Source organism: Blautia argi (assembly GCF_003287895.1).
GTDB lineage: Bacteria > Bacillota > Clostridia > Lachnospirales > Lachnospiraceae > Blautia > Blautia argi.
The window spans coordinates 2,285,101-2,312,088 of record NZ_CP030280.1; the positions used below are offsets into that span (position 1 = coordinate 2,285,101).

Here is a 26,988-nt window from a genome sequence, read left to right on the forward strand (position 1 = left end):
CAAACTGGCTTCTTTACTTCTCAGCCGGACCTGATTAGTCTTATAAAAAAGATTTTTAATCGCTACATGGAACAGGCTCGTCCTCTCCTTCAAAAAATTGAAGATGTACATACACAGCTTTCCTGTATTCAGCAATGTGTAACTAAATCTTCTACAGCCTATAGTTTTCAAATGACACCTTGCATGACAAATTTACTCTCTTCAGAATTCCTGAAGAAGTATTTGCTTCCTACACTTCCTTCCCGTGAACTCTTTATCTCACAATTAGAGAATCATATAGGTTATATAAATAGCCTACACGAGGAACAAGAAGAAGTTCTTATTTTTTCAGAAGAAGGAATTATAGAATTTTTAAATACAGGAAAAATAGAAGAGTATCCTTCATACATATATACACCGCCCTCATTAGAAGACAGGATTGACTTGATTCACCGTTTCATCAGAGAGTGTGAAAAAGACAAGCGTCATATGCGAATGTTAAAGCACACAATAGGAAGTGTTAGAAATGGGGCAAATATTTATTTGAATTCATGTAAAGGCTATCTTCTTTTTACCCCAGCTGAATCTGACACACCTGTTTATCTTAACATTCAGGAATCTGGGCTTTTATCTGCCTTCTTGGATTTTTTTGGAAAATATGGATCAATCACTGTTCTATACGGAGAAAGAAATTCCTATTCGCTTAAAACAATTAACAGAACGGTATTTATAAGAAACATACACTAATTCTGTGCAAATGAAACTGAAATAAGCAAAAGCCAGGATTTACAACTGCCCAAATCCGTTGTAAATCCTGGCTTCTTTAATTTTTTATTTCACCTTTTGCAACTTCCAAATCCAGAAAAACAAATCTGCCAGCTTATCCCCTCTGCTTTTCTCTATTTTCATACGCTTCCCCTCGCCTTCTGTACCGTATCTGTCCTTCTGTTTTCAGTTTTTATCCGCAAACCTCATCATACAAATTTCGTCCTTTGGAGTCAATTACCACAATCACCGGGAAATTCTCTACTTCCAGCTTCCGAATGGCCTCTGTTCCCAAGTCATCATAGGCAATCACTTCTGCCTTTTTGATACACCTGGAAAGCAAAGCCCCTGCGCCGCCTACGGCTGCAAAGAACACTGCTCCGTTTCTCACAATAGCATCTGTAACCTCCTGTTTTCTTCTGCCTTTTCCAATCATACCGGTCAGACCCAAATCCAGCAGTCTTGGGGCGTATTTATCCATACGGCTGGCAGTAGTCGGACCTGCAGAACCAATGGGACGGCCTTCCCTTGCAGGAGTTGGTCCCATATAGTAAATCACATTTCCGTCCAGTTCAAGGGGCAGCTTTTCTCCTCTATCCAGAGCTTCGGACATTCTTAAATGTGCAGCATCTCTTGCAGTGTAAATAGTTCCTGTAATATAAACATAATCTCCTGCTTCCAGTGTTTTTACCTCTTCCTTATCCAGAGGCGCTTTCATATATCTGTCCATTTTCATTCCTCCCAAAGCATTATATGGTTCTGACAATATGGCGGTTTACATGACAGCAGATATTGACTGCCACCGGAAGTCCCGCAATATGAGTTGCATAAGTATTAATATTCACTGCCAGAGCTGTGGTATCTCCTCCAAGACCGGCCGGTCCCAGACCAATTTCATTGATTTTTGCCAGAAGTTCTTCTTCCAGTTCCCTGACATGAGGAAGTTCAGAGTGCGTGCCGATTTCCCTTGTGAGAGCTTTCTTTGCCAGAATCGCTGCCTTTTCAAAGGTTCCGCCAATTCCCACGCCCACTACCACAGGCGGACAGGCATTTGGCCCTGCTTCTCTTACGGTATTGATAATGGCTTCCTTCACACCTTCTACGCCGTCTGCCGGCTTTAACATATGGATTTTACTCATATTTTCACTTCCAAAGCCTTTTGGTGCTACCAGAATCTCCACTTTATCTCCCGGAACCAGTTCGTAATGAATAATAGCCGGAGTGTTGTCCTTTGTATTCACACGAAGCAGAGGATCTCCTACCACAGATTTTCGCAGATATCCCTCTGCATATCCCTGACGTACCCCTTCATTGACCGCTTCTTCCACGCTGCCGCCTTCAAAATGCACGTCCTGTCCAATTTTCAAAAATACCACTGCCATACCGGTATCCTGACAAATGGGAATCATATCTTCCCCTGCTATTTCCAGATTTTCCAGAAGCTGCCCCAGAATCTGCTTTGCCAGAGGCTTTGTTTCTCTTTCGTGAGCCTCTTTCATAGCCTTATCCATATCCGGCGCCAGATAGTGATTTGCCTGAATACACATTTCCTTAATATTTTCTGTCAAAAGTTCTACGTTTACGCTGCGAACCATACTTGTTCCTCCCATATTTTGTTCTACTTTGGCTGACCGCTTAGTTGTTTGCTCAAATCAATGCGGTTAAAATCCTGAATATCATCAGACTGATGCTGTCCCAAAAGCCCAATCAGCATGTAATATCCATTTCGTGGGTCCTGAGGATATTCTTTTACCAGGGTAAACTCCCCGATTTTCCCCGTACTGGAGATATGCATTCTGGGTCCCAGACATTCCAGCACATACTCTCCAATCTGCACATGATGTTCGTCATAATAAGAAACCGGCAAATCCTGCGCCACTGCTTCTCTTACTTTTCTTTCCAGCTCATACAAATCCACGTCCGGCTTTTCCTCAAATTCCAGCACAAAACCATGGCGCACATCAGACCTGGGACCGTCCTGTGCATAGCCCTCCCCCATAAAATGCACACACAAATCCTCCAACGTATGTGCAGCTTTTCTGTATCCCACAGATTTATGTACAATTTTTGCAATATTTTCAGGAAGGGGACCAAACATATTCGGCCGTGTAATAATAATTTCCTCTCCGATTCCCACCAGCAAATCCGCATTTCTCTTTAAAAAGGGAAAAATCAACTCAAAATGTTCCACAATCACCATTTTCCCGTTTTTGGCAGCCTCCAGAATCGCCTCTGCCAGCACATGCATCTGGGTAAATGCAGACTCAAAGCGGATATCCAGATGATAGGTATGAGGCGAAAACGGGTCTTCCAGGTCTTCATGGAGAAGGGGAAGCGGGCGGATATTAACTCCCTCATCATCATTGGTTAAATCCACACCCGGAAACATACCTTTAATCAAAAGACTCTTTCCTGCCCCCGCATCTCCGATAATTCCAATAATGTGGTCAAAGGGGCTTAAATACATCTGGCTTAACTGCATACCCAAATCTGCCATACGGCGGTTGCCTCTGGGTGCAAAATAATAGCTGTACAGGTTTCCTTCCTGCATCTGTTTTGAATATGCCATACTTTTTTCCTCTGCCTGAAACAAAAGGTGCCGTATAAAGGGGCTTTTTAATCCTCACTCAATACGACACCTGTGCTTCGTCAATCTTTATTTCTGAGTTTTTCTTGCTTTTCTGAGAGCAAGGATTCTTTCCATTTCATTGTAAACAATCATAAAGCCTTCGTCAACACCCATACCAGGTTTTGCAAGAATCTGGTCCGGCTTTGTTGCCATTGCACAGTTTACGCAAAACCTGTGCAGAACGGTCTGTTTCGTTGCAGGTACCGCCCTGATAAGCGCCAAAGCCTTTTTCCTTACAGTAAAGTACGGCTTCTACGATGTTGTTGATACCGCCAAGGTCCGGAGTCTTAATCTGTGCCATATGTCCTGCTTTATTGTCTGCAAAATATTTTACATCTTCCAGAGTATTGCACCATTCGTCTGCTACCAGCTCTACATCAATACCTCTTCTGTCTACTTCTTCTCTCAGTCCCTTTAAGCAGAGCATCTGTTTTTCTCTCTCCTCTGCGTCCATAGGACCTTCAATTCTCAAATGGAATGGTTTTGCGGCTTCTTCCAGTTCTGCCAGATAATCAGCCATAGCCGGATAATTGTCCACACCGAAAATCGCTCCAATGGTACCATATACATCAATATGGAACACTGGCATATAGTTTTCGTCATTGCGCAGTTTCAGTACACGATCTCTTAACCATGCCACATATTCTTTTAGGATTTCTCCATGCTCGCCCAGTTTTAACTTCACATTGTTAATCAGAGCATGAGGCATAACAGCCGCGCCCTTTAAAATCATTTTATCCGCATTGTCATAACGACTGTCCCCGGACTGGGTAAATACCGGAATCGGCTCTTCGGAAACCGTTGTGCCGTATTCATCAGCTACAACCTCACACATCAGACGTTTGCTGGATTTTGCCACAGCGTCCAGAATCGCCTGGCTTACACCATAGCGAATTGCTGTGTGCAGTCTTTTGCCGTCCACCTGGATATTTTCCAGCATTTCACATAAGCCCTTAAAGCTGTCTGCTTCTTTTCCAACCAGCTCCGGTTTGATATATTTGTCAATAATCGGAATAAAGTCCTCTGCCAGAAACAGCGGATCGCGTCCGCCTGCCCCGGAATACTGTACAGCCGCACAGTCCCCCCATGCAATCTGTCCATCCTCTAAAATCAGCATAACAGAAATGGCTTCTCCTGCCTGTCTTACAGATTTAAAGCCCGGTGTAACAGTTTCTCCGAAATAAGCCGCTCCGTCAGAAACAGCACCTTTTTTGATTGCTCTCTGGTCATCAAAGAAAAATCCGGTTCTTGCTTTAGAACAAACTACATCTACTATTTTCATGATACTCTTCTCCTTTTTATCATCATTTCGGTTTTCCAACCAGTCTTCCTTTACTGATTGCGTAAACGTCATCAATAACCATCTGGAAGGACGCTTTTCTCTTTTCCATTTTTGCACGATGCTCGATTTTGCCTCTGTTGAAGTCAATAAGCTCCTGAGGAAGAGGAACGTGTGCGGTATTTAAGTAACGCACAGCGCCTTCATGGTCACGGGCAGGAAGCATTTTGCCGAAGTTATATTTACTTGGTGCAAACGGAATATCAATGACACCGGCTTTCACTGCGCGGATAACGCCAAGCGCCAGGTCACCCATACCAAGTTCAAAGGTCTTGTCCACAATGGCACATGTTTCTCCTTTGATAATAGCTTTTTCCAGTTCCAGAGCAGAGCTCTTTAATTCCTGATCTGCCAGAAGAGAAATGGCCTGTTTTGTACAACGCAGACCCTGTGCATTAGCTTCCATAGTAGGTACGCCAATAGCTTCATGAGGAGTCTTTACAATAACCTTTGTGGCTTTTGCAAGAGCCGCTACAGAACTTCCCCAGGAAATAACGGCAAAGGCTTTCGCTTCGTCCTGTGGGAATCCGCCCATCCACTGATGCAGTACAGAAGTAACGGTTACATCTTCATATCCGTATTTTTCCAGATATTCTTCTGTCAGCTCTTCCAGCACGCGAAGAGCTGCTACGTCCTGTACCAGGTTACCGCACTGACCATAACCTACGGTTACATTTTTCACACCCTGTTCTGCTGCCAGAAGGGCTTCGATAATGGCAACCGCATTGGACATGGAAGGCGGAACCAGTGTACCTGTTAATGGTCCATATGGCTCACGGTTAATGGATACCCCTGCTTCCTCGTAAATACCGGTCAGACGGTCTACATACTGCCAGTCATAAATGGTTCTCTCAAGGGGAACATCCTTTGCATATGGAATGTTGTAGGAAATACCGCCACCCTCATAGCTGGTAAATCCCCCTGCGTAACAGATTTCTGTCAGCAGTCTTGCGTCCGGTGTACCGTGACGTACCTGCACCGGCGTATCCAGATTTTCAATAATCTGACGGCAGCCGTAAACGCCGTGGTTGACAGCCGGGAATCCATTGAGCATGGATTTCTGTGTGTGGATAGATTCTTTAATTCCCACCTCTGCCTCTTCATAACGATTCTGACGTGTGTAAGAGTCAATGGTTGTAGGAAGTAAATCTGCCTCCCCTTTATCCTGCAGATACTGCAGAAGCTTAATGTGTTCGTCAATTAATGCTACACCTGCTCTTGGCTGAATCAGTGTTTTCCTCTCTTTTTTTGCTGCAGACAGCTTTCTGGAAAAACTCTTTGTTTCCGGCATACTTTTGTGATACTCAATGGCTTCATCAAAGTCTACGTCTTTACCGGTTGGCCACTGTTCCAGAATTTCTTTTCGGATACCGTAAAACTCATCGTCCGATAATTTTTTATTCCTTATGTCCATAATAAGCAATCTCCTTCTTCATAATTTCCAGCGCCGCTGTGGGATAATGCTGGGAAAGCAGTCCCATTGCCGCCAGAATATATTTTCTATCCACCAGGATTTCCGCATGCTCCGGGCGCAAAGAGCCGGGAGTGCTTTCATCATACAGAGCGAATTTGGCAATTTCCTCTGTATGCTTTGCATGTATCAAAGCCCCGCCTGTGACAATAACATATTTTACCCGCCGCAAATCCTTGCCGCTTTGTACATAAGTCAGACCGCAGGGGGTATACACCTGTTCCAGAGAACCTGCGTGACGTGTAACGGCTGTTTCCACAGCAGCACAGGCCAGCGCATAGTCGATGTGTTCCATTTCTTCATTATCCGGGATATAGTCTGTGTGACTTCCCAGATATTCCACCAGCCCCGCAATTTTCTGGCGGTTAATACCGGATATTTTAGACAGCTTCCGGTCGCCTGCTGCCTCCAGAATCCCCTGAACGCTGTAGCGCATGCCGATATCGCCTTCCACACTGCGTTTTGCATAGGGTTCCTGCAGTCCCTTCATCACCGTTGCCGCATTGGCAGGATTTCCGTCTGCAATAGAATAGATGTCCGTGGTAGCGCCGCCTAAATCCACGCCTACCAGTTCCCCAATGCCTCTGGCATCTTCCCAGCCGTCAGATAAAAGCTCCATGGCTGCTAACATAGCTGAAGGGGTTGGCATAATAATACCGGAAACCAAATCCGATGCCTCGGAAAGTCCTTTCCCCTGCACAATTCTCTTTAAAAAAACTTCCCGTATCTGCTTCTGGGTCGGCTCAATGTTTAATTCTCCAAGCCTTGGCATTACATTATCACAAATATAGGTTGTTCTTCCTTCCAGAATTTCCTGACACTCATCTGCTGCACAGCGGTTTCCTGCAATGACAATAGGACAGTCATAGCTTAAATCCGCCAGCATCTTGGCATTGTAGAGAATACACTCTGTATTCCCTCCGTCCGTCCCTCCGGTAAGCAGGATAATATCCGGGTGATAGGTTTCAATTTCCCGCATATCTCCTTTTGTCAGGTTAAAGGAATATGTTTTCCACACCTTTGCTCCGGCTCCGAGAGAAGCTTCTCTTGACGCTTTGGCGGTCAACTCCGGCACCAGACCTATGGAAATCATTTTCAGACCTCCGGCTGCGCTTGAACAGGCATAGCGTTCTGAAAATTCCAGAGGGCCTGTGGTCTTTTCCAGTATTTTCAGCGCCTCGTGAAGCCCGTTATTAATATCTGTTTCTACGGTGGTATAGGCTGCCGCTGTTCCCAAAATCTCACAGTTTTCCACATCTACAGCCGTTACCTTGGTGTTTGTGCTGCCAAAGTCCACCAGTAAAATTGGTTTCATCTCATTTCACCACCTTACTGATCAGTCCTCTGTCTTTGGTGCTTCCATACCAAAATCTTCGTATAAAGCCGCGATGGTTGTTTCCGGCGCTGTACCGGGACCGAATACACGGTCAAATCCCATGGCTTTAAAACGTTTTTCCACTTCGTTAAATGGCTGCTTTCCTACTACAATATTTCCGCCTACATATAAAAGAATATCTTTTAATCCGGCTTCGTTGCATTTATCTCTCAGACCACGGCAGTCCAGCTCTCCGTGACCGTAAAGAGAGGATACCATAATAGCGTCTGCCCCTGTTTCAATAGCAGCAGAAATATATTCCTCCTGAGATACCATAACTCCAAGGTTTGTCACATCAAAACCAGCGTCCTCAAAAGCATGCTGGAGAATGCTGATTCCCACGGCATGTACATCAGCGCCGATTACACCAATGACTAATTTTTTCTTATCCACTGTAAACCGCTCCCTTCTGTTTTTCCTACCTATTTCACATTTTTAATTGTATCCAGTAAAGTTCCATCGCGGTACAGTACGTTTGCTACAACTCGTTCTCCCATTTCCACCCGTTTGGGGACACCCGCAATGTCCTCTGCAATCTGTTTTAATTCTTCTATTTCTTTTACCGGAAGTCCGGCTTTTACTAATTTTTCCTTTAATTCCTTTTGTTTCGGATTTACGGCGATTCCTCTCTGTGTTACCACCACATCAACGGTTTCCCCAGGTGTGGATTTACACAGCACCTGGTCTACAATCAGAGGAAGTCTTGCCCTGATAAGGGGAGCTACAATAATTGCCAGTTTTGCCCCTGCGGCTGTATCGCAGTGTCCCCCGGAACCTCCCATAATGTATCCGTTGGAATCTGTATGTACATTGACATTAAAGTTTACGTCCACCTGTGTAGCGCCCAGAATCACCACGTCCAGACTATCTACTGCTGCGCTTTTTGCAGCCGGAGAAGCATAGCGCATAGCTGAAATTTCCTGATGCTTCGGATTTTCCCGGATAGAAGCAATCGCTTTTAAATCAAAGCACTGCACGTCCAGAATGGTATCAAAGTATCCCTTGTCTGCCATGTCTACCATGTATCCTGTAATACCGCCCATACAGAAGCTGCCCTTAATATGCTCTTTTTCCATCATTTCTTCCACATATTTTGCCACAGCCAGGGAAGCGCCTCCGGCACCGGTCTGGAAGGAAAAACCATCCTTTAAGTAACCAGAATGCTTAACTACCTGTGCTGCCAGCCCTGCAATGCGAAGCCCTACCGGATCACGGGTAATCTTGGTTGTTCCTGACACAATACGCGCCGGATCTCCAATCTGCTCCACCTGCACTACATAATCCACATATCCTTCGTTGATAGAGGTATCCTTTAAGGGATATGGAACCAGGTTATCGGTAATTACCACAACCTTACCGGCATGTATGGCATCCGAAAAAGCATATCCCAGAGAGCCACAGGCAGAAGGACCATATTTGCCGCTACAGTTTCCCATATTGTCTGCACAAGGCGCAGCCAGAAAGGCAATGTCGATTTTAGAGGAACCGTTTTCCATATCTCCGGCTCTTCCACCGTGACTTCTGAAAATCACCGGTTTTTCCAAAATCCCCTGGGAAATGGCTTTTCCCACCTTTGCTCCCATGTAATTACATTCCAATCCTGTGACTACGCCGTTTTTAATATGGTCGATAATAGGCTCGTGAATATCGAAAATGGAACTGGCATTTACGGTTAAATCCCGGATTCCCATACGGGCTGCTTCCTCCAATACCATGTTTAGTACATAGTCGCCGTTTCTCATATGATGATGAAAAGAGATGGTCATTCCGGATTTTAATCCTGTTTTTTCAATGGCCTCTTTTATGGATTCGATTAATTTGCTCATCTGCACGCACCTCCGTAAATCGCTTCTTCCATTTCCAGTACCTGTCTGGCACGTTTTACAATAGGTGCGTCAATCATCTTGCCTCTTAAAGAAATAACGCCTTTGCCCTGACGCTTGCCTTCTTCAATGGCCTCCATAACATCATGGGCATACTCGATTTCGCTTTCTGTGGGAGAAAAGACTGCATTTACAATGTCCACATGTCTTGGGGAAATGACTGCTTTTCCTGCAAAGCCCAGACTCTTGGCAAACTCTGTATCCTTTTCCAGACCTTCCATATCCTCCACATCTGTAAACGGCGTATCATATGCCTCGATTCCGCAGGCTCTTGCCGCACACACCAGACGGGTTCTGGCATAGAAAATTTCCTTGCCCTCTTTGGTACGTTTGCAGTGCATGTCTGCGGTAAAATCCTCTCCGCCTAAAAACAAACCAATGACCCGTTTGTCTGCACTGGCAATATCAAAGGCTTTCTCCACACCCAAAGCGGTTTCGATCAGCGGCAGAATTTTTACCGCACCTTCTTCTACGCCTGCTTCCTTTTCCACTTCTGTGATATAATCTGCCACCTGACGAATCATCTCGCCTCCGCTTACCTTGGTTGGCATAATCACATCCGGCTTCAGAGGAATGATGGCTTTTAAGTCCTCCTTCCAGAACTCTGTGTCTGTAGGATTGATACGAACCACAACCTCACAGGCTGGAAAAGACTGATATTTCAGCGCATTTCTTACCAAAATTCTAGCTGCGTCCTTCTCGTCCGGAGATACTGCGTCCTCCAAATCAAAAATAATAGTATCTGCTCCCAGAGTATCCCCGTTTATCAGCATATTGGGAGTGTTTCCCGGTAAAAACAGCATGGTTCTCCTCATTTTGCTTCCACTCCCCCTCTTTTCAGTGCAGTTTCCATTCGTGCGCGTATTACGCAGTCTAAGGCACCTTTGTCTTTAATAAAGATTTTTCCTGTGGATACGTCAAATTCCTTTAAGGTATCCAGCACGGCAGCCCGAATGGAATCCATATATTGATTCGCAACAACGGAGTCAATCTCCAGGGTCAGTTCCTTTTCGTCTGGCTCAATCTGAATAAACAAATCACTGGATTCCAGGGTTCCTGCTACTGCATTTTTTAAAATCTTCACAGGCCTTCTCCTTTCATCGTCTTCCTTCTTTTGCTTTACTCTGTTACACTTTTGGAAACCCCTGCCTGTGCCAGAATTTTCTGTTCAAAGGCAACGGCTTTTTTCTCCAATACAGCAACCTCTTCAGAAGTTGCCTTTACAAATTCTTCGTCCTTAATGGATTCCAGATTGATTTTTACATTAAACAATGCACCCAATACAGCAGTTCTCGCCATCATAGTAGCAACCAGTGCATCTGTTACCGCAGTTTTATTTCCCTTTGTCACCATAACCTCTGCAAAAGGAAGTACCTCATATGCTGCTTTTGCCACAGATAAAGGCACTGCCACTGCCGCCTTTAAGCCATTCTGCATAGCGGCTGTACGGGCTGCCTTTTCCTCCTCTGTTTCCTTCGGAAGAGTCAGAGCCTGCATATATAAATCAAAGGATTCACTATCTCTTTTGATATCATCTAAAAGCTGCTCGCAGATTTTATGCATAGGTTCTACAGCTGCCTTCATCTCTTCTTCCACTTCTGCATATTTTTTCTTGCCAATAGTCAGTCCTGCCACCATTTCTGTAAGAGCTGCTGCTAAAGCGCCAGCGAGGGCGGAAATACTTCCGCCCCCAGGTACTGGTTCATTAGAGGCTGTCTGCATGGCGAATTCTTTAATTGTCATATTTTTCATGGCATATACCTCTTATATCATTTTAAATTACAGTCTTGTTTCAAGCACCTGTTTCGGGTCAAAGCCTTCAAATCCCAGGTAATACTCTGCACAGTCTACGATTGCCTGCAGAGGAATCAGACCAACAACTTCACTGCCAAGTACATTTACGCCGTAACGTCTTGCTTCCATGCGAACCGTTTCAAATACAGTGTAAACAGATGTTTTTGTGTAGTCTGTCAGGTTCATGGATACCTGTGCAATGTTTCTGTCTTCCAGCATAACGCCCATTGCCTTGCAGTAACGGAAGCCGCCTTTTACATGACGGATTTTATCTGCAATTTTCTGAGCGATTTCCACGTTTGAAGTATCCAGGTTAATGTTGTAAGCAATCAGCGGCATTCTGGCGCCGATAGCTGTTACTCCGCCTGTAGGGTGAATGGTGTTTGGACCAAAGTCCGGTTTCCATTTTTCCTGATCTTTCATTTTTTCTGCCATACCTTCAAACTGTCCCTGACGAACCTTTGCAAGGTTTTCTCTGTGGGGTGCAGTTGCAGATTTTTCATATAAGAAGAATGGCTGACCGAATTTCTCAGAAGCTTCTTTTGCAACCTCTTTTGCAAGAGCATCTGCTTCTTCTACGGTTGTGTTACGAATAGGAATGAAAGGAACAACGTCAACACAGCCCATGCGTGGGTGCTGTCCCTGATGTTTTGTCATATCAATGAGTTCCACTGCTTTGCCGATAGCAGCTACCATAGCGTCCTTTAACGGAGCCGGTTCACCGATAACCGTCACAACACTTCTGTTGTGGTCTTCATCAGAGCTGTAGTCCAGCAATTTTACGCCTTCCACATTGCGGAAGCAGTCAACAATTTTTTCGATTTTTTCTTTATCTCTACCTTCACTGAAGTTAGGTACACATTCAATAATCTTGTTCATGATGTTATTCTCCTTATTTCCATTCTTTGTGGTATACGGTTTCCCCTTTTTTGATAACAGTTTCTACCAGATTAATGCCTGTATGATACGGCATAAAGTGAATAGAAGGGAATTTCAGAATCACAAGGTCTGCCTGTTTTCCGGGTTCCAGGCTTCCCACAGTATCCGCTCTGTCTACGGCTGCCGCTCCATTGATGGTCAGCGCTGTAATGACCTCCTCAATGGACATGTTCATATAAATACAGCCAAGAGCTACCAGAAGCGGTATGGAATTAGTAAAGCAGCTTCCCGGATTCAAATCAGAAGCAAGCGCCACAGCACAGCCCTCATCAATCATTTTTCTTCCAGGTGCATATTCCTCTTTTAAAGAAAATGCAGTCGCAGGAAGCAGGGTACTGATCACACCGGCATCTCGCATCTGACGGATTCCCTCATCAGAAGCCTTGAGCAAATGGTCTGCAGACACAGCCCCCACTCTGGAAGCCAGCTCTGCACCACCTAACTGATAAATCTCATCTGCATGGATTTTTAACTTAAATCCCATTTTCTTTGCTTCTGTGAGATAATACTCGGAATCTTCTATATTAAATACATTCTTTTCTGTAAAGATGTCAGCAAACTCTGCCAGGTTTTCTTCTTTTACTTTAGGCATAACCACCTGAAGCTGCTCTTCCAGGAACTCTCTTTCCCTGCCTTTCCACTGAGGAAGAACACTGTGAGGTCCTAGGAAGGTTCTGACAATATCCACCGGGTGGGTTTCGTCCAGCTTTTTCATGACACGAAGCTGTTTCAGCTCTGTGTCACAATCCATGCCATAACCGCTCTTGCCTTCCACTGTGGTAACACCAAACTCCAGCATGCGGTTTAAACGTTCTTCTCCGGCTTCTATCAGTTCCTCTTCGGTTGCCTCTCTGGTAGGAACGACGGTGGCATTAATGCCGCCGCCCCGTTCCATAATGGACATATAACTGTCGCCCTTTAACCTCCAGGAAAATTCATCTGCACGGTATCCGCCGAAAATAAAGTGTGTATGAGAATCCACGAACCCCGGCATAACGGTTTTCCCTGTGGCGTCTATGACTTCATATTCTTCAAAGTCCACCTGTTTGTCCAGTTCCTCTGTGGTTCCTGTGGCAACGATTTTGTCATCATGGATAATCACTGCACCGTCTTTAATCAGACCGATGTCAGACATTTCTTTTCCATGCTTTGGCGCACTGCCCTTACAGGTAACCAGTTCAGAAGCGTGACGTATATATCTTTTTTTCATGTTCAATTTCCTCACAACTGTTTGCAGCAGATTTTAGTGATGTGTGTGATGATGAGGCTCTACAACCACATCTTTACATACTCTCTCAATTAATTCATCGCTTGCCAGATAAGGCATGGTGATATAATCCTCGCCGTTTCTGATTTTGTTGTATTCTGCAACTGTTTCAATAGAATGTTCACATCTGCCCCAGCTTCTTCTGGAAACGCCAATCATAGTATCCCATGGAATGGCTGCTCTTAAGATTTCGTCCACTCTTTCGCTGCCGTCCAGAACCATACCGAATCCGCCGTTGATAGATTTGCTGATACCAACGCCGCCGCCGTTGTGCAGAGCTACAAGGCTCATACCTCTTGCCGCATTACCTGCGTAGCAGTGAACAGCCATATCTGCTGTAATATTGGAACCATCGTAAATGTTTGATGTTTCTCTGTATGGAGAATCTGTTCCGCCTGTGTCATGGTGGTCACGTCCCAGCATAACCGGTCCGATTTCTCCGTTTCTTACCATTTCATTGAATTTCAGAGCAATATCTCTTCTTCCCAGAGCGTCCTGATACAGAATACGGCACTGTGTACCAACAACCAGTTTGTTCTTTTCTGCATCACGAATCCAGATGTAGTTATCTCTATCCTGGCTTCTTCTGTTCGGATCAATGATTTCCATTGCCGCATGGTCTGTCTTTCTCAAATCTTCCGGTTTGCCGGACAGGCAGCACCATCTGAATGGTCCGTATCCGTAATCAAACAACTCCGGTCCTAAAATATCTTCTACATAAGATGGGAAGATAAAGCCTTCGCTGGTGTCTTCGCCGTTCTTTGCAATGTCTTTTGCGCCTGCATCAAAAACAGCTTTCATAAATGCGTTACCATAATCAAAGAAGTAAGCGCCTCTTTCTACCAGAGTCTTAATCAGATGATAATGTTTAATCAGGGACTGGTCTACCAGTTCACAGAATTTTTCTTTATCATTTGCCAGCATCTCTGTTCTCTCTTCAAAAGTCAGACCCTGTGGGCAGTAACCTCCGTCGTATGGAACGTGGCAGGAAGTCTGGTCAGATAAGAGTTCAATCTTAATATTGTTGTCAACTGCATACTGCAGAAGGTCTACGATATTTCCGTGGAATGCAATGGAGATAGTTTCTTTCTTATCCATGTATTCCTGTGCTACACGGAATGCTTCCGCTGCATCTTCAATTACCAGACTTACCCAACCCTGGCTGTGGCGTGTTTCAATTCTGGAGTAGTCAACTTCTGCTACAATACCAACACCGCCTGCGATTTCAATGGCTTTTGGCTGAGCTCCGCTCATTCCGCCAAGACCACTTGTCACAAATAAGTGACCTGCTAAATCGCCGTCCTGGGGAACACCTAAGAATTTACGTCCTGCGTTCAAGATGGTATTGAAGGTACCGTGAACAATACCCTGCGGTCCAATGTACATCCAGCCGCCTGCTGTCATCTGTCCATAAGAAGAGCAGCCCATAGCAGTTGCTTTTGCCCAGTCTTCCGGATTATCAAACATACCTACCATAAGTCCGTTTGTTACAATAACTCTTGGGCTGGATTCATGAGATTTAAAAAGCCCCATTGGGTGTCCGCTCATCATAACCAATGTGTGATGATGTGTCAGTTTTTCCAGGTATTTCTTGATTAACTGATACTGCATCCAGTTCTGACAAACCTGTCCGGTTTCTCCATATGTAACCAGCTCGTATGGATAAAGAGCTACATCGTGATCCAGGTTGTTGTCAATCATAACCTGGAAAGCTTTACCTTCCACACATTCGCCTTTATATTCATCAATAGGTTTTCCGTAAATTCTTTCCTTTGGCATAAAACGGTATCCGTAAATACGTCCATGTGTCAATAATTCGTCCAGGAATTCCGGTGCCAGTTGTTCATGCAGTTCTTCCGGCACATATCTCAAAGCGTTTGCTACTGCCAGTTTAATCTCTCTTTTGTTCAGTGTCAGCTCTCTCATCGGCGCTCTTCTGACACCATCCTTAAAGGTTGGGTATTCTGGTAATACCGGGTCCAGTTTGATTACCATTGCATTTCCGATATCTGCATTGTTCATTTCACATCGTCTCCTTTGCTTTTTTTACGATTGTAGCATTGCCACAGTCTAAAAAACGTCTATTTTCCTAATTCCTGCTAAAAACCCATGAATTCTTTCGCTGTTTTTAACGAAATTGCACTGAACATTTTCCTGTGATAAAGTAAAAATGCACTAAAATGTAGGATTTTCCGTCTGAAGCAGGTTCTATCAGCATTGCATCTGAACTTTCCTATTTATATGTAAAAATTTAATGGTAAAATAAAACGTGAGGCTGTCACACCAAGCAATGTGTCAGTCTCACGTCTTATATTCTTTTGTTTAAAATGGACCGTATCCAATCTGCACTGCCACAATCAGGGAAAGAAATGCCACAATCCACCAGAGGAGAAACAACGGAAACAGCCATTTCGCCCATTTGCCCCAAGGAATCTTTGCCATGGCACAGGCAGCTAAAAGTTCTCCTCCAGTAGGCGCCATAACATTGGTAAACGCATCACCCAACTGAAATGCCAGGACAGAAGTCTGTCTTGTAAGCCCAATTAAATCTGCCAATGGCGCCATAAGAGGCATGGTAATGGCAGCCTGACCGGAACCGGACGGCACCAGAATGTTAAACAAATCCTGCACCACAAACATTCCGCAGGCGCTTAACATAGGAGGAAGTCCGTCCAAAAGTCCTGCCAGTGCGTGAATAATGGTATCCATAATATTGGCGTCTTCCAGTACAATAAGCGCCGCATTACAAAGACCTATCATCACCCCTGCAAAAAGCAGATTTCCACAGCCTTTTAAGAACTCTTCCGCAATCTGCCCCGGCTTCAGTCCACCCACAAATCCGGCAATCAATCCGGCAATGAGAAACAGCGCTGCCAGTTCATCTATATAAAACCCAAATTTGATGATTCCGATAACCATGACTATCATGGCTCCCAACAAGGTCAGAAGCACCAGCTTTTGCCTGAGCGTCAGCTTTACCGCCTCGCTTAAATCAATATCCGATTCCTTTCCTTTGTCAAATTCATACACTAAACTGTTTTTGGGATTCTTTTTTACCTTTCCGGCATACAAGGTCACATAGGTAATACTTACTGCCATAAGTGCCAGAAATACACAGGCACGAAATCCGATTCCCGAAAACATAGGAAGCCCTGCGATTCCCTGCGCAACGCCCACGGTAAAAGCATTGGTCATTGCTCCGGCATAGCCTGACGCAGCCGAACAGAAAATAATACCAAGAGCTACCAGAGAATCAAATCCCATAGCAATACAAACCGCCAGCACTAAAGGTACAAACGCCAGAAATTCCTCAAAATTTCCGGCAAAAGCAGAACCGCAGCCAAAAACCATCATACAGACCGGAATCATCAAAAGCTCTTTTCCCGCCATTTTCTTTACCACCAACGTCATACCGTTGTGTATGGCGCCGGTAGCTTCCATAATCTGAAACATTCCTCCAATGATAAACAAAAAGAAAATAACATAACTGGCTCTCTGAAGTCCCAATGTCACTGATTTAAAAAGCGCAAATATTTCTACCGGATTCTGTTCTACATAATGAAAGGTATTTGGATCCACAATCTCCCTCTCTGTGGCAGGGTCTAAAATCCTGTCATACTGTCCTGCCGGAACCACATAAGTGGCTATTGCACAGCCAATGATAATAATTGCCAACAAAACCATTGGATTCAGTGCTTTCATCTGAATTTTGCTCTTTTTCTTTTCCATTCGCATACCTCCTGTGATAAAATGTCAGCTCCTCTTTTTCGTGATATCACTTTAATATGCTAAATTATAATAGAATCTTTCTTTTTCGTCAATTGAATTATTGATACATTTTTTGTATGATACTGCCTAAAATTTTGTATATTTTTTTCGTAGAAGAAATACAAAGCCGTTCCTCAGGAGAATGCAGACCCAAACAGTCCGGTCCTATGGAAATTGCATCAAGCTCTGGCTTTGTTTCAAAAAAACAGCCGCACTCCAGCCCTCCGTGTACACAGAGAACCTCTGGTATACCGTTATTCTCTTTTTGGAAAATTTCTATTGCCTTCTCTCTCAATACAGACTCCGGTCGATATTCCCAGCTTGGATAAACCGAATGGATTCTGCAGATTCCTCCCAGCTGTTCTGCCAGCCTGCCTATCAGCGCTGCAAGATAATCTCTCGCGGAATTGCGGGCAGCTCTGATTTCATATACGACTTTCGCTTCCCCTTTTTCCAGATAAACCTCTCCCATATTGTCAGAACTGCTGACCAGATGCGGCATATCGCTGTTCATCTCAAAAATTCCGTCCGGGGAAAACAGCAATAAATCCAGCACCTTTTCCCCGTCATAGACGCTTTGTACGTTTCCCTCATAAGGAGAAAAAGCAAAACTCAGCTTTTCCCCTGCGCTTAAATATTCTTCTCGGATATCCTCTAAAACACGTTCCACTTTTCTTTCTGCTGCTTTTGCATCTTCTCCGGGAAAAGCAAGTACACATTCCGCCTCTCTCGCTATGGCAAGCCGGAAGGTTCCCCCCTTTATGCTTACCAGTTTTATTTCTGTTTCTTCCCGAAGCGCCAGCAAAACTCTTGCCAGAAGTTTATTCGCATTTCCGTGTCCCATGTGAATATCTCCTCCGGAATGTCCGCCTAAAAGTCCGCCTATTTTCAGTTTATACACTTCCCAGCCTTCCTTTAAATCTTCGCCTTTCAGAGAGAGCTGCACTTCTGCCGCCTCTCCGCCGCAACTTCCGCACAAAATTTCCTGCTCTCTGGAATTATCCAGATTTATCAGATACTTCCCTTCTAAAAGTCCTGTGTCAAATCCTGCCGCCCCGGACAAATCTTCCTCTTCGGCTGTGGTAAGAAGCACCTCCAGTACCGGATGTTTCCATTCTTCTTCCAGCGCCGCCATGGCAAGCGCCATACCGATTCCGTCGTCAGCTCCCAGCGTTGTTTCTCCTCCTGTGGTAAGCCAGTCCCCTTCGATTTCCCATGGAATCCCATCTTTTGAGAAATCGTGAGAGGATTCCGGTGTTTTTTCGCATACCATGTCCATATGCGCCTGCAAAATAATCCCCGGCTTATCCTCCATTCCCTTTGAGGCTGCTTTTCGCATCAGAACATTGTTGCAGGCGTCTCTTACAACAAAGACATTCCTCTCCTTTGCCCATTGCGCCAGATATGCACTGATTTGTTCCTCGTGAAAACTTTGTCTTGGAATCTGACTGATTTCATAAAAAATGCGAAATACTCTGTCCTGTAGTAACTCTTTCATTTGTTCTGTCATGATAGATTCTCCTCTCGTTTTTCTCAAAAGTTTTTCTTGATTCTATCACAAACCTCTGCGCTCCTCAACCGGTAAACCGTTTTACTGTCTTTCATTTTGCTCTTATTTCACAGAAATTATCACGTCATTAATCATTACTTTTTCTATTTTCTCTACATCAACCAGGCGGTTAAACGCTATTTTATACACCGTACCCGTTCCCAGCACATAGCCTGTATTGTTAATATGCGCTTCTTTGTCTTCCACCACATAGCTGCTTCCGTCCCGATACTGAATTTCCACACGTTTTACCTGACCGGGGTCCATGGCAAGTTCCCCTTCCACACCCAGCATAAGAGAAACATCAAAAGACATGGCAAAGGGACTCAGGTTCAGGGTTCCCTTTTCCTTTAAATCCACAGTTTCTATCGGCATGGGCGCTTTATCCGTAAGACTTATACTTTCTTTTTTTGTTTTCTTCTGCATTTCTGCTGCTTCTTCCTCAGACATAGCTGCCTGTTCTCCCCTTGTGCATGGATACTGTTCTATCTCCAGCGTCGGATTTCCCTGTGCTTCTTCCCCCTCCCATTCCGACCACAAAAAATAACTATAAAAATACATTTTTTCCTGTGTGCTGCGTTGTGTATCCACATAGATATTTTCTGTTCCTATGACCTGCTCTCCCCTGTGTATCGTAAAATAAAAATCAGCGTCTTCCGTAAATCTTGCACCCTTTTCTAAATTGGTTTCCTCATCACCTTTTAGCGCGATAACTCCCTCTTTTCTTTCCAGGGTAAAGTACATCAAACCCCCAATTTCATTATACAAAAAATTCTCCACTGTAAGAGTATGACTTCCGATTGTTTTAACCACAGGCTTTTCCATGACATAAGCTTCCAATAATTCTTCCGCTCTTTCTTCGTCCACATCGACAAATTCTTTTGACGGAACCACAACAGCTACTTTTCCTCCTTTTCCGTTATCAATAGACCGCTGTTCTGCAGGCACAGATTCCTTTGTTTTGTTGCCGAACATTCCTTCAAAAAACTCTGAATGAAAAGCCGCATATACACTGGTTGACGCCAGAAACACAAGGATAACTGCCGCCGCCACAGTCGGAATTTTTTTCTTTTTCTCTTTTGCAGCAGGCTGTCTTTCCCGAATAAGTTCATAGGTATCTTTTAATTTTTCTTCTACCGGACCGGAAATCTGAATCTTTTGTTCCAAAATTTCTTTTCATTCTTTTCTCTCTGTTTTCCATCTTCATACGCTCCTTTCTTTCAGACAAAGCACTTGTTCCAATTTCTTTCTGCCTCTTCTCAATTTGCTTTTTACTGTATTTTCATTCATCTCCAATAGTTCCGCAATCTCTCTGACGCAAAAACCCTCCCCATAATAGAGCAGAAAAATAATACGATAGTCCTCTGATAATTCTTCCAGCAATTCATAAAAAGCTCTGTCCTTATCCTGTACTTCTGCACTCTCCCGCTCCGTCCATTCTACCGGGACACAACGTTTTTCCTGTTTCAGCATATCCAGGCAATGATTAATCAGTATTCTGGTAATCCAGGTTTTAAAATAACCGGTATGCTTTAATTCCCTGATATGCTCAAACGCAGAAAGTACGGTGTCCTGCATAACATCTGCAACATCTTCTTCATTTTTCAAATAACTTTTCGCTGCTTTATACATGGAAATTTTGTGTTTTTCTATAAGCCGGATAAAGGCTTCTGCATCTCCCTTCTGCGCTCTCTTCACCAATAAGTCCATGGCTGTTCCTCCTCTCTTATTTTTTCTTTACACCTATTAGACGAAGAAACGACTCCTTTCGGTGCATGGCTCTTCTTTATTTTTTTTATCAAACATTTTCCTGTAAAGTAAAAATCCATTAAACCGACAGCTTGCTCTGCCAGCCTAATGGATTTCCTGTCATAACCTTTTCTCTCTTCAAAGGAACACACCGTTTCTCCTCTACACCCTCACTCTGCAAATTCCAAGCCCTGCCTTACAATCCCCTGTATTTTCCAGCACAACTTCTTCCCTCCAGTCCCTGCAAAGCAAAAGTTCCCCTGCCAAAGCAACAGCTCCTTCTGTCTTCACACCTCCGCATTTCACATACACCGCCAGAATCTGCTCTCCGTTTTCCGGCTTTAGGCTTATCTTCTCTCCTTTTTTTAAACACGCGGTTTCCATTTTCCCCTCTGCTCCGTTTTTCAGCATCAGGTTGAAATCCGTCACCTGTCCAAAGCTTACCGTAGAAGTACCGCCGTCAAAACAATCCACTTCATAGGGTTTCAAACGTACCTTCTCTGTTTCCCCGTGAATCATTTCCAGATTTCCTTCAAAAATACTCAAATATCTTTTAACTCCCGGCAGACTGGTAAATTCGGACTGTTCCACCTCCACCACCGCACTGCTGATACGGCACTGAAAATTCCCTTCTTTATAGCTGCCATCCTCCGGATACAGATACAACTCTGTAGTGCTGCCTCCTGACCACCGTGAAGTCTGAAAATGCGCTTTGTTTCTTACAATAAAATGATTTCCCATAAATACGCTCTCCTTTTCCCAATACTTTTGCTCTGATTTTACCACACCCTCCCCTTTTCCTCAACTTACACTTCCCCTCATTGCCACGCCTCCTTTTCTATGTTACACTGATTTTATCACAATCTGAAGGAGAGAGAATACCATGGATTCCCAACAGTTTTATTTAGAAGAAGGCTTTCCTTTTCAGGGAAGAAGACTGGAAAAGCTAAAAGCCTTTTTAACCCAAACAGATTTATCCTATGACAGCCAGATTGAATACACTGCACTTTTTAAAACTCAGGACGGACAGATCGCAGGCTGTGGCTCACGTCACAAAAACACCTTAAAATGCATTGCCATTAATCCTGCCTTTCAGGGAAAAGGCTGCCTTTCTCTGATTATGACCCAGCTTTTAAAAAACGCTGCCTCAGAGGGAATCTCCCATCTGTTTTTGTTTACAAAACCCCTGTACCTGCAAATGTTTTCAGACATGGGATTCTACTCCATTATGCAGACTGAGGACATGCTGCTCATGGAGAACCGAAAAGACGGAATCCGGGAATACCTTCGGCAGGAAGCTGCTCTTACTCCCGCTTACAAAGGCAAAAAAATCGGCGCTATTGTCATGAATGCTAACCCCTTTACCAATGGACATCGGTATCTTGTGGAAACCGCAGCCTCCTTCTGCGACCTGCTTCATGTTTTCGTTTTATCTGCGGATTCCTCTGAATTTCCGTCGGACCTCCGCCTGGAACTGGTAAAAAAAGGCTGTGCAGATTTTGCAAACGTTCAAATACATGGCAGCTCTGATTACCTGATTTCGGCTGCTACCTTTCCTGACTATTTTCTAAAGGATAAAGCAACCGTTTCTGACAAAACTGCACTTTTAGACCTGATGATTTTCGGAGTTTATTTCAAAGAAACTTTTGGTATTACCCAGCGTTTTGTAGGAGAAGAACCCTTTTCTCAAATTACAAATGCCTATAATCAGCAGATGAAAAAAGTGCTTCCTTCCTTTGGAATAAAAGTGACGGAAATTCCCAGATGCAAATATCAGGATACTGTAATCAGCGCCACACTTGTACGAAAAAAATTTCTTACAGGAGATGAAAATGACCTGAAAGAGCTACAGAATTTTGTTCCTGAAACCACCTATGCGTTTTTGATTTCTCCTCAGGGAACTGCACTAAAAAAACAATTATCTGCTCAAAGAGGAGGTATATTATGAATCATTCTGTCTGGACAAAGGGAGAACCTGCTTCCCTGCCCGAAATACTGGACGCAAGAGAAAAACGGGCGCAGCTTCAGAGAGAATTGCTGCAAAAAAATCCCGCCTCTTTAGTAAGCTTTACACTGAATATCGCAGGTTCTGTGAAGGTATTTCCCTATACGAAATGGCTGTATTTCCTGGGATATCACCTGATTCGTAAAAACATTGAATTGCTTTGTGGAAGAATTATAGAAGTAAAAGAGGTGAAAGAAAATACCGGATATGAGTGTATCTTTTCCCTTGATTTAAAGCCAAAAGTCATAAAAAAGCATTTGCTTTTACAGGAAGAAAAGCACCCTCTGGGACGTTTATTTGATTTTGATGTGTTGCGCCCCGACGGTTCAAAGGTATCCCGTCAGGAACTTGGATTCCCAGAGCGCACCTGTCTGATTTGCCAAAATCCTGCTTTTCTCTGCAGCCGTTCCAGAACCCATAGTGCAGAGGAACTGCAGTTACATACAATACAGATGATAGACAGTTTTTACAGGGAGCGTATGGCCGTTCACCTTGCTCTTATGATGCAGAAATCTCTGTTTTATGAGGTCAATACTGCCTTAAAGCCAGGGCTTGTAGACCGCCTGCATAATGGTGCTCACCGGGATATGTGCAGGTATACTTTCGTAAAAAGTGCCTATGCTTTAACTCCCTATTTTCTCAAATGTGCCCAGGAAGGTCTTAGTTTTTCCGGTGATTTAAAGGAGCTTCCAAATTTGTTTCAGACCCTCCGTCCTCTTGGTATCCGGGCTGAAAAAGAGATGCTTTCTGCCACAAATGGAGTGAACACACATAAGGGAATCATCTTCTCCGGAGGAATCTTCTGCGCTGCTGCAGGCTTTGCAAAATCCTTTTATGCCATAGACTTTGAATCCCCGGATTTTCCGGACTTACTGGGAAATATCTGCTGTCATATGCTGACAGACTTACTGAAAGATTATGACAGTATAAACCCAAATCTTCCAAAATCCAATGGTGAAAGACTGTATCTGCTTCACGGAATCACCGGCATACGGGGTGAAGCACACAACGGCTTTCCCCATGTTCTGAAGTATGGTTTTTCCCGTTTTAAAGAAGCCCAAAAGGCTGGATTTTCTCTGAACGATTCAGGTCTTTTGACACTTTTATATTACATTGCCCACACAGATGACACCAACCTTATCACCCGTGGCAACTTTGAAATTTCCATAAAAGTCAGGACTGCTCTTTCTGAATTCCTGCATGATTCCTCCTATGAAAAGCAGCTGGAAATCCTTCCTCTTTTAGACCATTATTTTATAGAAAAGAACCTCAGTCCCGGAGGCTCTGCGGATATGCTCGCGCTTACTTATTTCCTGTATTTTCTTACAAAAATTGCCTGTTGCTTTGAATAGCAGTCAGGCAATTTTTTCTTCTTTCTATTCATTTTTCTTAAAACAGCAGATTCAAAAGACCGATAAAAAAGCCAATAATAGCTCCCAGATTTACTACTGCATTTAATTCCTTTTTCATAATCCCCAAAAGAATATTCTCTACTTCCAGAATATCCATTTCGTTAATTTTTTCCTCAACCACCTGCGAAATATGGAATTTTTCTGCCAGCTCCTCTGCCTTCTCTCCTACAAATTTCACATACACAGATTCTACAAGTTCCTCAATTTTCTCCTGACCCAGAGGAATGTTTTCCATAATCCGATTTACCGGAATATTTTCTGCCGCTGCAATTTCTCCCACTACAATGGGGTGAATCTTCTCTCTTCCGTTTTCCCGGATATATTCTCCCACCTTATTTCCAATGGGTACTGCAATAGACTGAATCAGATCATCAGTTAAAAACATGGAAACCATACTTCCCTGGAACTTATTTTTGACCTCTTTGGCGCCTTCCTCAGCAATAATACTGCCTACGTCCATTTTCTCCAGACCGCTGGAAATTCTTTCTGTAATGAACTCCTCCAGATGTCCGCGCATGTTTTCATAGTCTTCCTTTTCCACGTAATGTCCCAAAAAAGTTTCCAGTGTATCCTCGTTTTTCTGAATGGACTGCAGGCCATTTCCCACTGCCTGCGCCACTGTTTTTTTCACTTCATCTGATAAAAGAATCTGTTCTAAATCCCGTCTGGTAAGAAGATGATTTCCCACTGCTTCTCCCATAGCTTTTGCCATTCTTGCCTTTCCCTTTGGAATAATTCCCGGTGTAAAGGGCAGTGTCCAGTTTCCAAGCTTCACAGGATTTAAAGGTTTAAACAGCATCTTTACCGCTATATAATTGGTACAGTATCCAATCACTGCGCCAATCACCGGTCCTGCCAGTATTTCTATGATACTCATATGCATTCTTCCTTATTTAAAAAGTTTATCTCTTATCTGTCCCCACATCTGTACAAGGAAATATTCATATGCCTTGTCATACAGAAACAGCGCCGCCTGACCGCCAAGCAGAAAGACCAGAATCAGCTTCCCGGAAATTTCGCCTGCAAAAAGCAACTTTGGGAATAAAAGCAGCGCGGGGATATACATAAGGTTAAAAATCACAAATTTTCCTATACTGAAAATCAGTTTTCTGTGGTTCCAGTTCGGGTGCTTTCCCAGATACTGCCAGAGCATTTCTATACCCAATACATAAACTCCCATCATTACATAGGTAATGCAGTACAATTTCTGAGGCGCCAGCAAAAAGCCCAGCACGGTGCAGCCTGCAAAAAAGGCTGTACCATATCCAATGCCGTATTCCTTGATAATGATTCCCACAAAGAATGCCGCTGCCGCCAAAAAGAACAGGGTACTGAAATCAAGAATTCCGCTCAGTACAATCAACACCACGGAAAGAGCCATCAAAAGCCCTGAAATTGCAGTTTTTTTCGCATTTACATGCATGAGCAAAGGTCGCCTCCTGTACATTCGCAAAGACTGTCTAAACACCAGAGATCACAACATGCATTTCCCGTTCCACAGCCGCCGCTGCCACCGCTTGCATATGGATTTGCGCCGCCCTGATAACGGTTACTGTTCCACTGAAGACGATTCACCAGATTGGCATATTCCGGGTTTCCCGGTTCCATATTCTGTGCCTGTCTTGCCAGATTTAATGCATTGACATTATTTCCCATTCCCATATTCGCACAAGCGCTTAAATAATACCAGTATGCACTTCTGTTCTGAATTCTGGAAAGGACGTTTAAAGCCTGCTGATACTGGCGCCCGTTAATATAATTTGCCGCTGCCTGAAGCTGCACATTATCCTGTCCTGTAGGCGCCTCCTGATACTGATTCTGACTTCCATAGCCATTGCCGTAGCCGCTCTGGTATCCGCCGTCCCTTTCCCTCATAATCTGGTCATAGGCTTCCTGTACTTCTTTAAATTTTTCCTCTGCCAGACCTGCAAGAGGGTTATCCACATAAGAATCCGGGTGATATTTTCTGCTTAAATCCCGGTATGCTTTCTTTACTTCGTCATTTGATGCATTTGGTGAAATTCCCAATACTTCATAAGGATTATTTACCATGATTCTCTCTTTTCTCCTGTCTTTCTTTTTGTATTTTATTGTATTTTGACCATACACCGCTGTAGAGAATATTTCTCAGAATTTCAGCGTCTAAAAGGCAGGGCAGCTTCTCAAAAACAGCCGTTGCCTCTGCCATCATCATAAGCAGAATTTCCTTTACTCTCTGCTCATAAGTTTCCAGATCCTCACATTGTTTTTTTAAAGTCTTTAAAGGATTATAGGAGCCTGTTTTCAGGTCTTCCTCCAGGTCATCATAGGCGTCCAGAATATAAATAAACTTGCCCAGATAAAATCCAAATTTTCTTAAATCTTCCTCCCATATATCCTGACGATAGACGAAAAGCTCTGCCATAAGGCAGCCAAAAGCCCCTGCTACCAAATCCAGATTTTCCTCCTGCTTTTCTTCATAGGCAGACAGAATTTTAAGCTGCTTCTGCACTGCATGAGCCTGTCTTTTATACTCTCTGCAAATCTTTTCTGTCTTCTTCCGAAAGAGCCGCATACCTGCTGCTCCCTGAAGGCTTTTATCATCTTTCCAGTCATCTTCAAACTTAAAATACGTCAGAAGAATATTCATTTTTGCCCCGTATTCTGAGATTTCATTCTGCAGCATGGGGATTTTTTTTACCGGATGAATGGGACAATGTTCCTGCAGTTCCCTGGTTTCCGGCTCATACAGGGAGGTAAGAAACAGCACCAGAAACGTCATGTCATACGTCAGTGTCATTCTGCCCCGAAAGCCATATTCCCGGCGAAGCGCATGACAAAGTCCACAGTAATATCCCTTATAACGGTAAAATTCTTTTACCTTTAACTCCGGCTTATCTGTCATAATATATCCAAACATTGTTTTCCGCACCTTTCTGCAGCATAGCTACGTCTAAAACTGAAAACTCTGTATCGTTTCATTATACTATATCTCTTTTCAAATTTCTATAGCTTCTTTCTTGTCATTTCGCTAAATTCTTCCCTCTTCTTGCCTGATTTCATTGACGTACCTGTATTTTTCAGC

Annotated in this window: 27 protein-coding genes; 3 read left to right on the plus strand and 24 right to left on the minus strand. The window is 43.8% G+C overall.

Annotated features, from left to right (window positions below):
* Positions 1 to 66 precede the first annotated feature (66 nt).
* A complete protein-coding gene (locus DQQ01_RS11150) occupies positions 67 to 726 on the plus strand; it encodes a hypothetical protein (RefSeq protein WP_111920102.1) in 660 nt (219 codons plus the stop codon).
* Positions 727 to 937: 211 nt separating this feature from the next.
* On the opposite strand, the gene DQQ01_RS11155 is transcribed toward DQQ01_RS11150, so the two are convergent.
* The 20 genes from DQQ01_RS11155 to DQQ01_RS11250 all read right to left on the minus strand — a co-directional run bounded on the left by DQQ01_RS11155 (position 938) and on the right by DQQ01_RS11250 (position 21,248).
* Positions 938 to 1,474 (minus strand): Fe-S-containing hydro-lyase, encoded by a 537-nt coding sequence (locus tag DQQ01_RS11155; protein ID WP_111920103.1) that lies wholly within the window; start codon positions 1,472 to 1,474, stop codon positions 938 to 940.
* Between the two features lie 19 nt (positions 1,475 to 1,493).
* Entirely contained in the window at positions 1,494 to 2,339 is an 846-nt protein-coding gene (locus DQQ01_RS11160) for a fumarate hydratase (RefSeq protein WP_111920104.1), read from the minus strand.
* A 23-nt stretch (positions 2,340 to 2,362) separates the two neighbouring features.
* Positions 2,363 to 3,313, minus strand: coding sequence for an alanine-tRNA synthetase second additional domain-containing protein (locus DQQ01_RS11165; protein WP_111920913.1), 951 nt, complete (start codon positions 3,311 to 3,313; stop codon positions 2,363 to 2,365).
* An 87-nt stretch (positions 3,314 to 3,400) separates the two neighbouring features.
* Positions 3,401 to 3,526 carry a hypothetical protein gene (locus DQQ01_RS18200; RefSeq protein ID WP_334293932.1) on the minus strand — a complete coding sequence of 42 codons (126 nt, stop codon included), beginning with the start codon at positions 3,524 to 3,526 and terminating at the stop codon, positions 3,401 to 3,403.
* The gene (locus DQQ01_RS11170) at positions 3,477 to 4,655 is read right to left on the minus strand and encodes a methylaspartate ammonia-lyase (RefSeq protein WP_330407461.1); all 1,179 of its coding nucleotides are present in this window, start codon (positions 4,653 to 4,655) and stop codon (positions 3,477 to 3,479) included. Before DQQ01_RS11170 ends, DQQ01_RS18200 begins: the two co-directional genes overlap by 50 nt.
* A 22-nt stretch (positions 4,656 to 4,677) precedes the next feature.
* Entirely contained in the window at positions 4,678 to 6,126 is a 1,449-nt protein-coding gene (locus DQQ01_RS11175; protein ID WP_111920105.1) for a methylaspartate mutase subunit E, read from the minus strand.
* Positions 6,110 to 7,498: a methylaspartate mutase accessory protein GlmL gene (gene glmL / locus DQQ01_RS11180; protein WP_111920106.1), complete on the minus strand. Its 1,389-nt coding sequence runs from the start codon at positions 7,496 to 7,498 to the stop codon at positions 6,110 to 6,112. The genes DQQ01_RS11175 and glmL overlap by 17 nt, the downstream gene beginning before the upstream one ends.
* A 21-nt stretch (positions 7,499 to 7,519) precedes the next feature.
* Positions 7,520 to 7,951 (minus strand): methylaspartate mutase subunit S, encoded by a 432-nt coding sequence (gene glmS / locus DQQ01_RS11185; RefSeq protein ID WP_111920107.1) that lies wholly within the window; start codon positions 7,949 to 7,951, stop codon positions 7,520 to 7,522.
* A gap of 29 nt (positions 7,952 to 7,980) precedes the next feature.
* Positions 7,981 to 9,384 (minus strand): citrate lyase subunit alpha, encoded by a 1,404-nt coding sequence (gene citF, locus DQQ01_RS11190; protein WP_242980351.1) that lies wholly within the window; start codon positions 9,382 to 9,384, stop codon positions 7,981 to 7,983.
* The gene (locus DQQ01_RS11195; protein WP_330407462.1) at positions 9,381 to 10,244 is read right to left on the minus strand and encodes an HpcH/HpaI aldolase/citrate lyase family protein; all 864 of its coding nucleotides are present in this window, start codon (positions 10,242 to 10,244) and stop codon (positions 9,381 to 9,383) included. The genes citF and DQQ01_RS11195 overlap by 4 nt, the downstream gene beginning before the upstream one ends.
* A gap of 8 nt (positions 10,245 to 10,252) precedes the next feature.
* Positions 10,253 to 10,525 (minus strand): citrate lyase acyl carrier protein, encoded by a 273-nt coding sequence (citD, locus tag DQQ01_RS11200; RefSeq protein WP_111920110.1) that lies wholly within the window; start codon positions 10,523 to 10,525, stop codon positions 10,253 to 10,255.
* Between the two features lie 35 nt (positions 10,526 to 10,560).
* On the minus strand, positions 10,561 to 11,193 hold the full coding sequence (locus DQQ01_RS11205; RefSeq protein ID WP_111920111.1) for a cyclodeaminase/cyclohydrolase family protein: 633 nt from the start codon (positions 11,191 to 11,193) through the stop codon (positions 10,561 to 10,563).
* A 27-nt stretch (positions 11,194 to 11,220) separates the two neighbouring features.
* Positions 11,221 to 12,114, minus strand: a complete 894-nt coding sequence (gene ftcD / locus DQQ01_RS11210) for a glutamate formimidoyltransferase (RefSeq protein ID WP_111920112.1) — start codon at positions 12,112 to 12,114, stop codon at positions 11,221 to 11,223.
* 13 nt (positions 12,115 to 12,127) lie between these two features.
* Positions 12,128 to 13,384, minus strand: a complete 1,257-nt coding sequence (gene hutI / locus DQQ01_RS11215; RefSeq protein WP_111920113.1) for an imidazolonepropionase — start codon at positions 13,382 to 13,384, stop codon at positions 12,128 to 12,130.
* A 33-nt stretch (positions 13,385 to 13,417) separates the two neighbouring features.
* Entirely contained in the window at positions 13,418 to 15,463 is a 2,046-nt protein-coding gene (locus DQQ01_RS11220) for a urocanate hydratase (RefSeq protein WP_111920114.1), read from the minus strand.
* 300 nt (positions 15,464 to 15,763) lie between these two features.
* Positions 15,764 to 17,170 carry a YfcC family protein gene (locus DQQ01_RS11225; RefSeq protein ID WP_111920115.1) on the minus strand — a complete coding sequence of 469 codons (1,407 nt, stop codon included), beginning with the start codon at positions 17,168 to 17,170 and terminating at the stop codon, positions 15,764 to 15,766.
* A 97-nt stretch (positions 17,171 to 17,267) separates the two neighbouring features.
* A complete protein-coding gene (gene pepD / locus DQQ01_RS11230; protein ID WP_111920116.1) occupies positions 17,268 to 18,719 on the minus strand; it encodes a beta-Ala-His dipeptidase in 1,452 nt (483 codons plus the stop codon).
* Positions 18,720 to 18,821: 102 nt separating this feature from the next.
* Complete coding sequence (locus tag DQQ01_RS11235) at positions 18,822 to 19,925, minus strand: hypothetical protein (protein ID WP_111920117.1); 1,104 nt, start codon at positions 19,923 to 19,925, stop codon at positions 18,822 to 18,824.
* Positions 19,926 to 19,961: 36 nt separating this feature from the next.
* Positions 19,962 to 20,468, minus strand: coding sequence for an RNA polymerase sigma factor (locus tag DQQ01_RS11240; protein ID WP_111920118.1), 507 nt, complete (start codon positions 20,466 to 20,468; stop codon positions 19,962 to 19,964).
* Positions 20,469 to 20,669: 201 nt separating this feature from the next.
* Positions 20,670 to 21,248 (minus strand): HutD family protein, encoded by a 579-nt coding sequence (locus tag DQQ01_RS11250; RefSeq protein WP_111920120.1) that lies wholly within the window; start codon positions 21,246 to 21,248, stop codon positions 20,670 to 20,672.
* 142 nt (positions 21,249 to 21,390) lie between these two features.
* On the opposite strand from DQQ01_RS11250, the gene citC reads away from it, so the two are divergent.
* Both citC and citX read left to right on the plus strand, forming a co-directional pair.
* Positions 21,391 to 22,455 carry a [citrate (pro-3S)-lyase] ligase gene (gene citC, locus DQQ01_RS11255; RefSeq protein ID WP_111920121.1) on the plus strand — a complete coding sequence of 355 codons (1,065 nt, stop codon included), beginning with the start codon at positions 21,391 to 21,393 and terminating at the stop codon, positions 22,453 to 22,455.
* Positions 22,452 to 23,864: a citrate lyase holo-[acyl-carrier protein] synthase gene (gene citX, locus DQQ01_RS11260; RefSeq protein WP_111920122.1), complete on the plus strand. Its 1,413-nt coding sequence runs from the start codon at positions 22,452 to 22,454 to the stop codon at positions 23,862 to 23,864. The genes citC and citX overlap by 4 nt, the downstream gene beginning before the upstream one ends.
* A gap of 37 nt (positions 23,865 to 23,901) precedes the next feature.
* Here citX and DQQ01_RS11265 read toward each other — a convergent pair whose 3' ends face one another.
* From DQQ01_RS11265 to DQQ01_RS11280, 4 genes are read right to left on the minus strand one after another with little or no spacing between them, the layout of a single operon-like run.
* Entirely contained in the window at positions 23,902 to 24,801 is a 900-nt protein-coding gene (locus tag DQQ01_RS11265) for a DUF445 domain-containing protein (RefSeq protein ID WP_111920123.1), read from the minus strand.
* A 12-nt stretch (positions 24,802 to 24,813) separates the two neighbouring features.
* The gene (locus tag DQQ01_RS11270) at positions 24,814 to 25,347 is read right to left on the minus strand and encodes a hypothetical protein (RefSeq protein ID WP_111920124.1); all 534 of its coding nucleotides are present in this window, start codon (positions 25,345 to 25,347) and stop codon (positions 24,814 to 24,816) included.
* On the minus strand, positions 25,338 to 25,976 hold the full coding sequence (locus DQQ01_RS11275; protein ID WP_111920125.1) for a J domain-containing protein: 639 nt from the start codon (positions 25,974 to 25,976) through the stop codon (positions 25,338 to 25,340). Before DQQ01_RS11275 ends, DQQ01_RS11270 begins: the two co-directional genes overlap by 10 nt.
* A complete protein-coding gene (locus DQQ01_RS11280; RefSeq protein WP_111920126.1) occupies positions 25,966 to 26,823 on the minus strand; it encodes a DUF5685 family protein in 858 nt (285 codons plus the stop codon). The genes DQQ01_RS11275 and DQQ01_RS11280 overlap by 11 nt, the downstream gene beginning before the upstream one ends.
* Between the last annotated feature and the right edge of the window lie 165 nt (positions 26,824 to 26,988).